11 protein-coding genes are annotated in these 13,523 nt (G+C 66.6%); 3 read left to right on the top strand and 8 right to left on the bottom strand.

The genetic code is table 11. The features are described 5' to 3' along the window. Positions 1-53: 53 nt before the first annotated feature. From ACWGL1_RS01945 to ACWGL1_RS01910, 8 genes are all read right to left on the bottom strand, one after another. Complete coding sequence (locus ACWGL1_RS01945; RefSeq protein ID WP_452111033.1) at positions 54-1,415, bottom strand: glutamate--cysteine ligase; 1,362 nt, start codon at positions 1,413-1,415, stop codon at positions 54-56. A 69-nt stretch (positions 1,416-1,484) separates the two neighbouring features. Then, the gene (locus ACWGL1_RS01940; RefSeq protein ID WP_343830486.1) at positions 1,485-2,204 is read right to left on the bottom strand and encodes a 16S rRNA (uracil(1498)-N(3))-methyltransferase; all 720 of its coding nucleotides are present in this window, start codon (positions 2,202-2,204) and stop codon (positions 1,485-1,487) included. Positions 2,205-2,247: 43 nt separating this feature from the next. Next, positions 2,248-2,532, bottom strand: coding sequence for a GIY-YIG nuclease family protein (locus ACWGL1_RS01935; RefSeq protein WP_434735066.1), 285 nt, complete (start codon positions 2,530-2,532; stop codon positions 2,248-2,250). 73 nt (positions 2,533-2,605) lie between these two features. Beyond that, complete coding sequence (locus ACWGL1_RS01930; RefSeq protein ID WP_452111032.1) at positions 2,606-3,769, bottom strand: acyl-CoA dehydrogenase family protein; 1,164 nt, start codon at positions 3,767-3,769, stop codon at positions 2,606-2,608. A gap of 100 nt (positions 3,770-3,869) precedes the next feature. After that, positions 3,870-5,651: an acyl-CoA dehydrogenase C-terminal domain-containing protein gene (locus ACWGL1_RS01925; protein ID WP_452111031.1), complete on the bottom strand. Its 1,782-nt coding sequence runs from the start codon at positions 5,649-5,651 to the stop codon at positions 3,870-3,872. Positions 5,652-5,655: 4 nt separating this feature from the next. Beyond that, the gene (locus ACWGL1_RS01920) at positions 5,656-6,144 is read right to left on the bottom strand and encodes a MerR family transcriptional regulator (protein WP_291777208.1); all 489 of its coding nucleotides are present in this window, start codon (positions 6,142-6,144) and stop codon (positions 5,656-5,658) included. A 179-nt stretch (positions 6,145-6,323) separates the two neighbouring features. Then, positions 6,324-6,737: a DoxX family protein gene (locus ACWGL1_RS01915; protein ID WP_291777211.1), complete on the bottom strand. Its 414-nt coding sequence runs from the start codon at positions 6,735-6,737 to the stop codon at positions 6,324-6,326. A gap of 363 nt (positions 6,738-7,100) precedes the next feature. Next, the gene (locus tag ACWGL1_RS01910; protein WP_452111030.1) at positions 7,101-8,561 is read right to left on the bottom strand and encodes a protein adenylyltransferase SelO family protein; all 1,461 of its coding nucleotides are present in this window, start codon (positions 8,559-8,561) and stop codon (positions 7,101-7,103) included. A gap of 222 nt (positions 8,562-8,783) precedes the next feature. On the opposite strand from ACWGL1_RS01910, the gene nhaA reads away from it, so the two are divergent. The 3 genes from nhaA (at position 8,784) to ACWGL1_RS01895 (ending at position 13,514) form a co-directional block, all read left to right on the top strand. After that, a complete protein-coding gene (nhaA, locus tag ACWGL1_RS01905) occupies positions 8,784-9,995 on the top strand; it encodes a Na+/H+ antiporter NhaA (protein ID WP_452111029.1) in 1,212 nt (403 codons plus the stop codon). Positions 9,996-10,227: 232 nt separating this feature from the next. Beyond that, complete coding sequence (locus ACWGL1_RS01900) at positions 10,228-12,822, top strand: TonB-dependent receptor (protein ID WP_338576818.1); 2,595 nt, start codon at positions 10,228-10,230, stop codon at positions 12,820-12,822. Positions 12,823-12,938: 116 nt separating this feature from the next. Next, positions 12,939-13,514: a hypothetical protein gene (locus ACWGL1_RS01895; protein WP_338576816.1), complete on the top strand. Its 576-nt coding sequence runs from the start codon at positions 12,939-12,941 to the stop codon at positions 13,512-13,514. Positions 13,515-13,523 lie beyond the last annotated feature (9 nt).

Genomic DNA, 13,523 nt, shown 5'->3' with positions numbered 1-13,523 from the left:
ATCCTAGCGCCTGCCGGTTAAGGGCGCCTTGCGGCTCGCGTCTCAGGAGAGCTTCAGTAGGCGCAATCGCGATAGACGCGGCTGATGTCGCCGCCCCATTCGCCGTTGTACAGCTCCAGCAGGCGGTCGGCCGAGGTCACGCCGCTGTCGGCGATGTCTTCCAGTTCGGTGATGTAGCCGCGCTCGTCCACCATGCCGCCCGAGAAGCGGGCGCGGTTCTTCAGACCCTGCTTGGCGATGTTGACCATGTCGACGGCGATGTCGCGCACGCTGCGGCCGTTGACCTCGGCCTTCAGGCCCAGCCGCGTCACGTCGCGGCGCAGGCGCTCGTGGTCGGCGATGTCCCAGTCCTTGCACAGGTCCCACGCCGCCGCGAGCGACGGGGCGTCGTACAGGATTCCGGCCCACAGGGCGGGCAGGGCGCAGATGCGGCTCCACGGCCCGCCGTCGGCGCCGCGCATCTCCAGATACTGTTTCAGACGCACTTCGGGAAACAGGGTGGTCAGGTGGTCGGCCCAGTCCTGCGCCGTCGCCCGGTCGCCCGGCAGGGCGTCCAGCCTTCCGTCCATGAAGGCGCGGAACGACTGGCCCGACAGGTCGACATAGGTCTCGCCGCGCTTGGCGAAATACATCGGCGCGTCCAGCGCATAGTCGGCGTAGCGCTCATAGCCGAAGCCGTCCTCGAAGACGAAGTCCAGCATCCCGGTGCGGTCCGGGTCGGTGTCGGTCCAGACGTTGGCGCGCGCCGACAGGAAGCCGTTCGGTTTGCCTTCGGTGAAGGGGCTGTTGGCGAACAGGGCGGTGGCGATGGGCTGCAGCGCCAGCGACGTGCGGAATTTCATCACCATGTCGGCTTCGCTGTCGAAGTCGAGGTTCGCCTGGATGGTGCAGGTGCGCAGCATCATGTCCAGGCCCAGCCTGCCCTTCTTGGGCATATAGGCGCGCATGACGTCATAGCGGCCCTTGGGCATGACGGGGATGTCCTCACGCCGCCACATCGGGTCGAAGCCCAGGCCCAGGAAGCCCAGGTTCAGCTGGTCCGCGACCTGCTTGACCTCCATCAGGTGCTGGCCGGTCTCGTTGCAGATGTCGTGAATGTCCTTCAGCGGAGCGCCCGACAGTTCGAACTGTCCGCCCGGCTCCAGACTGATCGAGGCGTTGAAGCCCTCGGCGTTCCTGCGCTCCAGGGCGATGACGTGGCCCGCTTCCTCCACCGGCGTCCAGCCGAAGCGCGTCAGCCCGTCCAGCATGGCCTTGATGCCGCCGGGACCGTCATAGGCCGGGCGGCGCAAGGTCGACTTGTCGAAGCCGAACTTCTCGTGCTCTGCGCCGATACGCCACTGGTCGCGGGGTTTCTCGCCCTTCGACATGGCGTGGATCAGCTGGTCTCTGGAAAGGGGCGCCGTGTCGGACATCTGTAACCTCTGCTGTCGCGGCTAGATGGGCCAGCCGGCGGCCGGGCTCAAGGGGCTGGGCGGAATCTTCTAGCGTTCCCAGTCGCCGACCGCCGCCTGCCACAGCGTCATGGCGGCGATGGCGGCGGTGTCGGCCCGCAGGATGCGCGGCCCCAGCGAGACGGCGGTGGTGAAGGGCAGGGACCGCAGCCGCTCGCCCTCCTCGGGCGAGAACCCGCCCTCCGGCCCGATCAGTATGGCCCACCTGCCGTCGCCTGCGGCGGTCAACGCCGATACGGCGGGCGCGCCGCCCGTCTCGTCGCAGAACATCAGCCGACGCCCGTCCTCCCAGCCGTCCAGCAGGGCGTCCAGCTTCACCGGATCATCCACCGCCGGCACGTCCAGGCGGCCGGTCTGCTCGGCCGCCTCCTCGGCGATGGCGTCCAGCCGATCGAGACGCAGGCGGTCGGCGTTGGTGCGGTGAGTCAGGACCAGCCGCACCCGCTTGGCGCCCAGTTCGGCGGCCTTCTCGACGATGGTCTCGACGCGGGCCTTCTTCACCACGGCGACGATCAGCTCCAGATCGGGGCCGTAGGCCTGCGGCCGCGTCTGCTCCTCGGCGCGCAGGATCACGCCCTTCTTCAGCACCTCGGCGACGCTGACGCGCCATTCGCCGTCGCGGCCGTTGAAGACCAAAAGCTCGTCGCCCGCCTTCAACCGCATCACCTGCGTCAGATAGCGCGACTGGTCGAGCGTGGGCGCCACGGCGCCGCCGGGGGCGAGGTCGCCCTGAATATGCAAGCGTATCATCTTACCCGCTCATCCCCGCGGAAGCGGGGACCCAGTGAGAGCTTCAGAACAGATCGTCAAACAGATCGCGCCAGCCTGGATTGGACTGCTCGATCAGTTCCAGCTTCCAGACGCGGTTCCATTTCTTGATCTGGCGTTCGCGAATGAAGGCGTCGTGCCGGGTCGGGTGAAGCTCGTACCAGACCAGACAAGCGCACCCATACTTTGCGGAAAACCCTCTGAACACCTTTTCGCGGTGCTGGGACGTGCGATCGATGATCGAGTCGGTCGAGCCCGTGTAGAGCGTGCCGTTTCGTTTGTTGGCGACGATGTAGGTGTAGAAGGCCACAGCCTGCCCCACAAAAGCTCTGGGTCCCCGCTTTCGCGGGGATGAGCGGGCAGTATAGCTCAGCTTGTTCGAGTTAGAGCGTCCGCGCGATCAAGAGCTTCATGATCTCGTTCGTGCCGCCGTAGATGCGCTGGACGCGGGCGTCCTTGTACAGCTGGGCGATAGGATATTCGGTCATGTAGCCGTAGCCGCCGAAGAGCTGGAGCATCTCGTCGATGGTCTCGCCCTGGATGTCCGTGACCCAGTATTTGGCCATTGAGGCCGTGGCGGCGTCCAGCTGACCCTTCAGATGCAGACCGATGCAGTGGTCGACGAAGACCTTGGCCACGGTCAGCTTGGTCTTGATCTCGGCCAGTTTGAACTGGGTGTTCTGGAAGTCGATGACCCGCTTGCCGAACGCCTTGCGTTCCTTGACGTAGGCCAGGGTCGCTTCCAGCCCGCGCTCGGCGGCGGCCACGCCCTGAACGGCGATGTTCAGACGCTCCTGCGGCAGTTGCTGCATCAGTTGGACGAAGCCCATGCCCTCGGTCCCGCCGATGGCGTTCTCCAGCGGAACCTTCACGTCGTTGAAGAACAGCTCGGAGGTGTCGTTCGCCTCCATGCCGATCTTGTGCAGATTGCGGCCGCGCTCGAACCCTTCGGCCCCGTCCGTCTCAAGGCAGATCAGGCTGGTGCCCTTGGCGCCTTCGGCCGGGTCGGTCTTGGCGACGACGATGATGAAGTTGGCCAGTTGACCGTTGGTGATGAAGGTCTTGGAGCCGTTCAGGACATAGTGGTCGCCCTGCTTCACGGCGGTGGTCTTGACCCCTTGCAGGTCGGACCCTGCGCCCGGCTCGGTCATGGCGATGGCGCCGACCAGTTCGCCCGACTGCAGGCGCGGCAGCCAGCGCGCCTTCTGCTCGGCCGTGCCGTAGTGCCAGATGTAGGGCATGACGATGGCGTTGTGCAGCGAGATGCCGAAGTGGTCCGCGCCCTTCCAGCCCAGCTGGCGCATCAGCACGACTTCGTGCCGGTAATCGCCGCCGAAGCCGCCGTCCTCTTCCGGCAGCGACAGGCCCAGCAGGCCCGCATCTCCCGCCGCGTTCCACAGCCCGCGCGGCACCGAGGAGGCGGCGATCCACTGCTGGAACTTCTCCTGCGGGGCGTGCTCGTCGATCCATTTGGCGACGGAGTCGGAGAAGAGGACGATCTCCTCTTCCTGCATGAAGTCGGGTTCGGGGCTGCCAAGGACGTTCATGGGGTGTTTCCTGCTGACGCGGGCGGTCTGCGCCGCCCTTCTGCAATAAAGAAAAGGCCTCTCCCGCCGTGGCGAGAGAGGCCCCTGGATCAGAAGCGGATCAGAACGCCTCGGCGGGCATCTGCATCAGCACTTCGGCGCCGGACTTCAGCTTCTTCAGGTGCGCCCCGGCGTCGGGCAGGATGCGCTCGACGAAGTAGCGGCCGGTCATCAGCTTGTTGGCGTAGTAGGGATCGGCGTCTCCGCCCGCGATGCGGCCTTGTGCCGCCTTGGCCATCTGGGCCCACAGGAAGGCGTAGGCGGTCAGGCCGAAGATGTGCAGATAGTCGGTCGAGGCCGCGGCGGCGTTGTCCGGGTTGGCCATGCCGTTCTGCATCAGCCACATGGTGGCCTCCTGCAGCTTCTTCTTGGCGTCGGCCAGGCCGTCGACGAAGGGCTTGATGGCCTCATCCTCGCCGTTCTCGCTGACGAAGGCGTCGATGTCGGCGAACCAGCTCATGATCGCGCGGCCGCCGTTGGCGGGCAGCTTGCGGCCGACCAGATCCAGCGCCTGAATGCCGTTGGTGCCTTCATAGATCATGGTGATCCGCGCATCGCGCAGATACTGCGAAGCGGGGAAGTGTTCGGTGTAGCCCGAACCGCCGTGGACCTGCATCGCCAGCGAGGCGACGTGGAAGCCCTTGTCGGTCAGATAGGCCTTCAGCACCGGCGTGATCAGGCCCATGTAGTCCTTGGCCTTGGTGGCGACGGCTTCGTCGGCGGCCTTCTGCAGATCGGCCTGCAGCGCGGTCCACAGGATGAAGGCGCGGCCGCCTTCGACATAGGCCTTCGATTCCAGCAGCATCCGGCGCACGTCCGGGTGGACCATGATCGGGTCGGCCGGGCCGTCCGGGTTCTTCGGTCCGGTCAGGCTGCGGCCCTGCAGGCGGTCGTTGGCGAACTCGACGGCGGCCTGATAGGCGGCGTCGCCGATGGCCAGGCCCTGCAGGCCGGTGCCCAGACGGGCCTCGTTCATGACCACGAACATGTTGTTCATGCCGCGGCCTTCTTCGCCGATCAGCCAGCCCTTGGCGTTCTCATAGGCCATGACGGCGGTGGCGTTGCCGTGGATGCCCATCTTGTGCTCAAGGCCCGCGCAGGCCACGCCGTTGCGCTCGCCCAGCGAACCGTCCTCGTTCACCAGGAACTTCGGCACGACGAACAGGGACAGGCCCTTGATGCCCGCAACCGCGCCTTCGACGCGGGCCAGCACCGTGTGGATGATGTTGTCGGCGAAGTCGTGCTCGCCCGCCGAGATCCAGATCTTCTGGCCGGTGATCGAATAGGAGCCGTCGCCGTTGGGCACAGCCTTGGTGCGGACCATGCCCAGGTCGGTGCCGCACTGCGGCTCGGTCAGGTTCATGGTGCCGGTCCATTCGCCCGACGCCATCTTCGGCAGGTACTTCTGCTTGATCTCGTCCGAGGCGCTGGCCTCGATGCCGTGGAAGGCGCCGCTGGTCAGGCCCGGATACATGGAGAAGGCGGCGCTGGCGCCGGCGGTGAATTGGCCCACAGCGCTCGACACCACCGAAGGCATCCCCTGTCCGCCGAACTCGGTGCTGAAGCCCAGCGAGGGCCAGCCCGCCTCGATCATCTGGTGATAGGCTTCCTTCCAGCCCTTGGGCGTCGTCACCACGTCGCCCTCGATGTGACAGCCTTCCTGATCGCCGGTGCGGTTGATCGGGGCGATGACCTCTTCGGCGAACTTGCCGCCTTCCTCGACGATCTGGTCGATCAGGTCGCGCGACAGGTCGGCGTCGGGCAGCAGATTGCCGAAATTCTCGACCTGCAGCACGTCGTGCAGGACGAAGGACAGGTCGCGGACAGGCGCCTTGTAGGCCATGGGATCACGCTCTCGCTTTGAAGGTCTGGAAGTGGTCGTCGGGGTCGTTGAGGCGTTCGCTCAGCAGGCTGGCGTAGGCCTCGGCGCCCGGCAGAAGATCGGGACGGTGTTCCGACAGCTTGGACTCCATCCAGGCGCAGGCGGCCTCGGCTGTCTCGATCGCGCCTTCGATGTCCTCGAGCTGCTGTTTCAGCGCCTGGATGCGGGCGCGGTGGCGCGGCAGGGCGATGGCCATCTGATGGACGTTGTGGTCCTTCTGGTCATACAGATCCAGCATCTCCTGGATCTCGACTAGGGTGAAGCCGATGCGCCGTCCGCGCATGATCAGCTTCAGCCGGGCGCGGTCGCGCGGGCCGTAGACCCGCGTCTGCCCTTTGCGCGACGGCGTCAGCAGGCCCTTGTCCTCATAGAAGCGCAGGGCCCGCGCCGTGGCGCCGAACTCCCGGCACAGCTGCCGGATCGAATAGGTGCGGTGGTCGTCAGCAATCGGCATGACGTCTTCATAACTTGACGCGGACGTAAAGGGAAGCTTTTCGCGCGCCGGGCTACGAAGTTGTGAACGGCTCAAAAGAAAAGGCCGCGACCGGGGACGGGTCGCGGCCTTCGTATTCGCAGGCCCTCAGGGGGAGGGGGAGAAGCGAGCCTGCAAATCGGGTCAGGAAGACGCGCCGCTCATCGGCGACGCAGCCACAGCACCGGCGCCGTGATGGCGATCAGAAAGACGTTGGTCAGGCTCAACCCCAGATCCAGGCCGAAGGCGTGGACGCCCAGGGCGATCGTCTCCAGGGCCAGCAGACCCGCCGCCGCCGTCAGCAGCAGGGGGCGGCCGAACCGCCACGAGACCAGCGGCGTCAGAACCATGACGGCCAGCACGATCTCGGCGACGCCCAGGCCGCGCACGAAGGCCTCGCCGGTCATGGCGGGCCACTGCATCAGGACGATCAGATTCTCCATCGACTCGGTCAGCTTGGCGTAGCCGGCGGCGATGAAGAACATGGCGATCCAGCCCTGGAAGGTCCAAAGCGTGATGTTCAGATAGTCGGCGCGGGCGCGCGCCTGGTGAGGGGTCAAGGTGGTCGTCGTCATGGCCGTAACCGTTAATTCGCAACAGTCACAAGATCAGTTCCTGTGATCCCGTTTGCAAGCGGCGGAAACAATCTGTGATCACGGTCGGGAAGGGACGTGGCGACAGCAGGGCCGAAACCACAATTCCTCGTAACCCAGCCGGGATCATCCGCCTCTACGCCCGGGCGGATTTCGAGTCAACGACCGATGACATCAATTGATGACTTGGCGCGGCTCCTCGCAATATCCGCTCATCCCCGCGGAGGCGGGGACCCAGGTCTTTGGCCCCGAGGCGCGAGGTCTGAGCGTGGGCTCGGGGTACGGTCGTCGGGCGCGCGCGGCGTTCTCACTGGGTCCCCGCCTCCGCGGGGATGAGCGGGAGACTCACAAGTCCCAGGCGGCCTTCGCGGCCTCCAGCCGGGTCAGTTTGGCCTTCAGCGGCGCCCAGTCGTCGGCCGTGTCGATGGCGCTCCACAGGGCCTCGACCTCGTCGATCAGCATCTCTTCGGGCTCGGGGGCGGCGAACATCGGATGCTCCAGCCGGTCGGGCCGGTCCGGCTCATGCTCCATCAGGGCGAAGCGGAAGGCGTCGAAGGCCTCGCCCTGATAGGTCTTGCCGCGCGGACCGCCCAGCGCCCGCGCCGCCGAGCTGAACCCGCCGAACCAGTCGAAGAAGAGCGGCTCCCAGCGCAGGGCCTCCTTCTTCTCGCGCGCCAGCGCCAGCGTGGCGTCCAGCAGCCGCTGGTCCGCCGCCTCGCCCAGGCTCTGCACGCCCAGCCGGTTCAGGAAGGCCGCTCGCAGATGGCGGATATAGGCCGGGCCGAACGCATTCAGCGCCGCAGCCAGCGGCTCCGGCTCGGCGATCAGCTTCAGACAGCCTGCCAGTTGCGTCAGGTTCCAGAACACCGCCTCGGGCTGGCGCGCGAAGGCGTAGAGGCCGTTCTGGTCGAAATAGGCGGCGGTGAAGCCCGGCTCATAGTGGGGCAGGAAGCGCCAGGGGCCGTAGTCGAAACTCTCGCCCGTGACGTTCAGATTGTCTGAGTTCAGCACCCCGTGGACGAAGCCCGCCGCGATCCACTTCGCGGTCAGCCGGGCCGAGGCCTCGACCACGGCGGCCAGGAAGCCCGCCGCGTCGCCCGGCGCGACCGTCGGATGATACAGGCTGCGCGCGTGCTCCATCAGCACGTCGATCTGGTCCTTGCGCCCGTAGTAGGCGGCGCGCTGGAAGGTCCCGAACCGGATGTGGCTGTGCGACAGCCGCACCATGACCGCCGACCGCGTGGGCGACGGCTCGTCGTGCCGCTCAAGGTCTTCGCCCGTCTCGATCAGCGACAGGATGCGGCAGGTGGGCACGCCCAGACTGTCCAGCATGGCCGCCGCCAGCGCCTCGCGCACCCCGCCCTTCAGCGTCAGCCGCCCGTCCGCATGGCGCGACCAGGGGGTCTGGCCCGAGCCCTTTGTTCCCAGGTCGAGAAGGCGACCTGGAAGAGCACTATCGCTCGCTGCTTGAGGGAGGCCGGTGTCCTTATCGGCTTGAGGGACTTCCCGCATCTGCGCCGCCAGAAAGCCGCGCCCGTCGCCGATCTCGGGATTGTAAACGCGGAACTGGTGGCCGTGGTAGCGCATGGCCACGGGGCCGGGCTGGCCGGGCAGGGGCTCGAACCGGCCGAAGTGGGCGATCCATTCGGCGTCGCTCAGCGTCTCCAGCCCGACCTCGGCCGCCGCCCGGTTGTTGCGCAGGCGCAAGATAGTCTGCGGAAAGTCCGCGGGCTGTACGGCGTCGCCGTAGTCGGCGCCCAGGTCGAAGAAGCGGGGTTCGGGGCGATAGGCGGGGGAGACGGGCATGGGCGGCAGATGCCCCTTCGCCGCGCATTTCGCAACTGCGGCGCGGAAGGGGCGGATCGGGGTTGAACCTTCGCGGCCGATCCGTATTTTCACCCGCAGACATCAGGCCTCGTGCGATCCGATCCCGAGGCCAGGCCGGCGCCGCCCTGCGCGCGAATCCGGTCCGGCGTCCGTCGATAACCTGACGCCACGACAGACCCTCTCAGTGTTTCGGAGACCTTCGTGGCCAGAAAATTCACCCTCGCCTTCCTCAAGACCGAGGCCGGTTCCGGCGCCGTCCTCGGCCTCGCCGCCGTCGCCGCCCTGATCGTCGCCAACTCGCCCTGGTCGGCCGACTATTTCGCGTGGCTCAAGAGCGTCCACGCCGTTCAGATCGGCCCGCTGCGGCTGGAGGAGACGATCTCCGACTGGATCAAGGAAGGCCTGATGGCCGTCTTCTTCCTCGTCGTCGGCCTGGAGATCAAATACGAGATACTCAAGGGCGAGCTCAGTAATCCCAAGAAGCTGGCCCTGCCCATCCTGGCCGCGCTCGGCGGCATGGCGGTTCCGGGTCTGGTCTATCTGGCGATCGCCGGGGCGCTGGGCGGCCCGCACCAGGGGTGGCCCATTCCCCTGGCCACCGACATCGCTTTCGCCCTGGCCGTCTTCGCCGTGGTGGGGCGCAGTCTGCCGTCCTCCCTGCGCGTCTTCCTGCTGACGCTGGCCATCGTCGACGACCTGGGCGCCATCGCGCTCATCGCCATCCTGTTCAGCCAGGGGGTGCAGTGGATTCCGCTCCTGGCGGCGCTGGGCGTCATCGCCGTCTTCGCCGTTCTGGGCCGCCGTCGCATGGCCGCCGCCTTCTGGGTGCTGGGCTTCGCCGCTGTCTGGTATCTGACGGTGCAGTCGGGCCTGTCGACCTCCCTGACCGCCGTGGCCTTCGCCCTGATCGTGCCGGTCGATCCCCGCCGCGAGACGTCGCAGAGCCCGCTCAAGGACGCCATGCACGACCTGCACCCCTATGTGGCCTATCTGGTCCTGCCCCTGTTCGCCTTCGCCAAGGCGGGGGTCTCCTTCGCCGGCCTGTCGCTGGAGCAGGCCTTCGCTCCCCTCGTTATCGCCATCGCCCTGGGCCTCTTCCTCGGCAAGCAGGCGGGCGTCTTCGGCGTGGCCTGGCTGGCGGTGAAGCTGGGTCTGGGCGACAAGCCCTCGGGCGCGGGCTGGATGCAGCTCTACGGCGTCAGCCTGCTTTGCGGCATCGGCTTCACCATGAGCCTGTTCATCGGCGTCCTGGCCTTCCCCGGCGCCGTGGACTCGCCGGAACAGATCGAGGTCAAGCTGGGCGTCATCGGCGGTTCGGTGCTGTCGGCCCTGACAGCGGCGATGATTCTCGCCCTGGCCGAGGCCGGTCGAAAGAAAAGACGCGATGAAAAATCAGTCGCTTCGGCTGAGTGATCGCTGATAACATTGACCTAACGTCAGTATATTTGTCTCTTTATCGCCACAGGTGGGGCGGGCTTGGGTGAAATTATCGTTCTCCAGGCGGCCTTTCCTTGTCGGTGACTCGACCATGGACTACCCCTTTTGAGTGAGAACTCGCGTCGTTCAATGAGCGCGAGTCATCAGGGACAGGAATCGCGCACGGCCGCGAAACGCGGCCGGGCCCATAGAGTCGGGGAGCCGCCTTATGCGTTTGAACCACATCCTTCGCTGCACCGCTTCGGTCGCCGTCGTCGGCGTCGCGGCCTTCGGCTTCGCCGGGGCCGCCGCCGCCCAGGAGGGGCCCACCACGGTCGACGACATCATCGTCACCGCCCAGAAGCGTGAACAGAGCCTGCAGGACGTGCCGATCGTGGTCACGACCCTGTCGCAGGAGGCGCTGGACGGCGCCGGGGTCCGCGACATCAAGGATCTGCAGATCCTGACGCCGGGCATGACCGTCACCTCGACCCAGTCGGAAACCGCCACCACCGCCCGCATCCGCGGCGTCGGCACCGTCGGCGACAACCCCGGTCTGGAAAGCTCGGTCGGCGTGGTCATCGACGGCGTCTATCGTTCCCGCAACGGCGTCGGCTTCGGCGACCTGGGCGAACTGAGCCGCATCGAGGTGCTGAAGGGGCCGCAGGGCACCCTGTTCGGCAAGAACACCTCGGCCGGCGTCATCAACATCATCACCGAGGCCCCGTCCTTCACGCCGGGCTTCAGCGCCGAGGCCACCTACGGCAACTTCAACGCCTGGGGTCTGGCCGGGTCGATCACCGGCCCGATCACGGACAAGGTCGCCGGCCGCCTCTACATGGCCAAGCGTCAGCGCGACGGCTTCTACGACGTCGTCACCGGCCCCGGCCCGCGCCAGGAGACCGACGATCAGAACCAGGACTTCTGGACCGCCCGCGGCCAGTTGCTGATCCTGCCCTCGGACGACGTCTCGATCCGCCTGATCGCCGACTACTCCAAGCGCGACGAATACTGCTGCGTCTCGACCCAGGTCCGCACCGGCCCGACCTACGGCATCATCACCGCCATCGGCGGCCAGCAGGCGGCCCCGGCGCCGGGCTTCGGCGCTCTGCCCTTCTCGCGCACGGCCTACGCCAACCGCGGCACGGGCCAGACCATGGAAGACATGGGCTTTTCGGCCGAGGCCAACATCGACATTCCGTCGTGGAACGCCACCTTCACCTCGCTGACCTCGTGGCGGAACTGGTCGGGCGTCAACGGCATGGACCTCGACTACACCACCGCCGACCTGCTCTATCGCCAGGACGACGGCGGCTACGGCTTCGAGCTTGAGAACCTGACCCAGGAGTTCCGCCTGGCGGGCGCCACCGATCGCCTCGACTGGCTGGTCGGCGTCTTCGCGACCCAGGAGAACATCGCCCGCGCCGACAGCTACTGGTACGGCGCCGGCTACACCCCCTATATGTCGCTGCTGCTGGGTTCGCGTCTGGGCCTGACCAACCCCACGGCGGTGAACTGCGTGACCGGGGCGGGGGCGACGCCGATGGGCATCGTCGGCTGTCTGACGGGGGCGACGACGCCTACCGGGCCGGGCTTCGGTCTCGGCCATGGCGTGCAGGACCATTACAGCCAGAAGACCCAGTCCTTCGCCGTCTTCACCAACAACACCTGGCGCGTCACCGACCAGTTCGACGTCACCCTGGGCCTGCGCTACACCTTGGATGACAAGCGTCTGCTGGGCCTTCAGGACAATCGGGGCACGAACGGCGCGGCCTGCGGCGGCGCCTTGGGCAACGCCGGGGCCATCGGCGGGGCCATCGGCCTGGCCAACCCCTTGCTGACGCCGGCGGAAATCCAGGCCCTGGCCTCGACCCTGGTCGGCACCATCTGTCTGCCGTGGGCGAACCCGCTGTATGACAATCGCAGCATCTCCGAGAACCACGACGACGGAGAGCTGAGCGGCACCATCAAGGGCAGCTATCGCTTCAATGACAGCGTGATGGCCTACGCCTCCTATGCGCGCGGCTACAAGTCGTTCGGCTACAACATGGACCGGGTGCAGACCGGCGTGACGCCGAACAGCTCCCTGCTGTTCCCCTCGGAGACCGTGGACAGCTACGAAATCGGGCTGAAGAATACGCTCTTCAATCGCTCGGTGTTGTTCAACATCACCTACTTCAATCAGAAGTTCGAGGACTTCCAGCTCAACACCTTCCTGGGCACGGCCTTCGTGGTCGAATCCATCCCTGAGCTGACCTCGGAAGGCGTCGACGCCGACTTCGTCTGGTTCACCCCGGTCGAGGGGCTGTCCTTCTCGGGCGGCGTGACCTACGCCGACACCAAGTACGGCGACTTCACCGCCGCCGACCTGACCAACCCCGGCAACTTCCCGCAGCTGTCCCTGCTGCCGGGCGCCCGCGCCTCGTTCGCGCCGGAATGGTCGGCGACGGCCTCCATGGCCTTCGACCGCTCGATCGGCGCGGGGCTGAAGCTGGGCCTGAACCTGTCGGCCAAATACTCGACCGAGTTCAACACCGGCTCCGACCTGCTGCCCTACAAGATGCAGGACGCCATGACCCTGGTGAACGGCCGCATCACCCTGGGCGCCGAGGACGAGACCTGGGCGCTGGACATCTGGGGCCAGAATCTGACGGACGAGGAATACATGCAGGTGGCGATCAACGCCCCTCTGCAGGGCTCGGCCTTCCAGACCACGGTCCAGCCGAACGGCACCTTCTACAACCCGGCGCTGGACACCCAGACCTACAACGCCTTCATGGGCCAGCCGCGCACCTACGGCATGACCCTGCGCGTCCGCTACTGATCTCGCGCCGGCCAGCCGGCGCTCTGATCCTTCTGGGGCGGTTCGATCTTGGTCGGACCGCCCTTTTTGCAAGGTCTAGCCATGCCGCCTTGTTCATCGCCATACGGGAGGGTGTCATGCGGCGTCCGCTAGGCGACGTTGTGCTGGTGACGGCCTACGCCGTCCTCCTGATCGTGGGGCTGGCGCTATTCTGGAGCGGCCCCCTGTGGGAGCGTCTGGATCTGGGAACGCCGACGGCGGCGGCCTGGGTGTCCGCGCTCGGCACGGTGCTGGGGGTCGGCGTCGCGGCGGCGGGGGTCTGGCTGGCGCCCACATTGGCCGATCGGGCGTCGGCGCGTAAGGCGCGCCGTCAGTCAACCTATGCGCTCAAGGCCTGCGCCGAGGGCGTGGCGCATCTGGGCGTCAAATTGCGTTCCGCCGTCCATAAGACGACGACCTGGCCGCCGGATTCCGTGGCATGGGAGGTCGAACCCTATCGCAGCATGCTGCAGCCCCACCTTGTGGCGGACACGGGCTCTGATGCGGCGGCTGAGGCGTTCGCGCGGATGGGGGCCTGTCTGAACACGGCCGAGGCTTTTCTGAGCGACTATAATCGTTTGCGAAGTCAGCCCTATTTCTCGCGTTCGGAAATCGACGACAAGTTCCCGAGGATTCAGGCGCTCGCCGAGGAGATCGCCGCCACGCGCTTGTGAACACGTCCT

This window comes from Brevundimonas sp. NPDC055812 (assembly GCF_053616535.1).
The sequence above is the reverse complement of the archived record's forward strand: the minus strand, read 5'-3'. Positions and strand labels throughout refer to the sequence as shown.

Bases quoted from the DNA above. Each gene is read 5' to 3' on its own strand.
- ACWGL1_RS01945 (WP_452111033.1), bottom strand. From the start codon at position 1,415: ATGTCCGACACGGCGCCCCTTTCCAGAGACCAGCTGATCCACGCCATG.
- ACWGL1_RS01895 (WP_338576816.1), top strand. From the start codon at position 12,939: ATGCGGCGTCCGCTAGGCGACGTTGTGCTGGTGACGGCCTACGCCGTC.
- ACWGL1_RS01940 (WP_343830486.1), bottom strand. From the start codon at position 2,204: ATGATACGCTTGCATATTCAGGGCGACCTCGCCCCCGGCGGCGCCGTG.
- ACWGL1_RS01920 (WP_291777208.1), bottom strand. From the start codon at position 6,144: ATGCCGATTGCTGACGACCACCGCACCTATTCGATCCGGCAGCTGTGC.
- ACWGL1_RS01930 (WP_452111032.1), bottom strand. From the start codon at position 3,769: ATGAACGTCCTTGGCAGCCCCGAACCCGACTTCATGCAGGAAGAGGAG.
- ACWGL1_RS01910 (WP_452111030.1), bottom strand. From the start codon at position 8,561: ATGCCCGTCTCCCCCGCCTATCGCCCCGAACCCCGCTTCTTCGACCTG.
- ACWGL1_RS01900 (WP_338576818.1), top strand. From the start codon at position 10,228: ATGCGTTTGAACCACATCCTTCGCTGCACCGCTTCGGTCGCCGTCGTC.
- ACWGL1_RS01925 (WP_452111031.1), bottom strand. From the start codon at position 5,651: ATGGCCTACAAGGCGCCTGTCCGCGACCTGTCCTTCGTCCTGCACGAC.
- ACWGL1_RS01915 (WP_291777211.1), bottom strand. From the start codon at position 6,737: ATGACGACGACCACCTTGACCCCTCACCAGGCGCGCGCCCGCGCCGAC.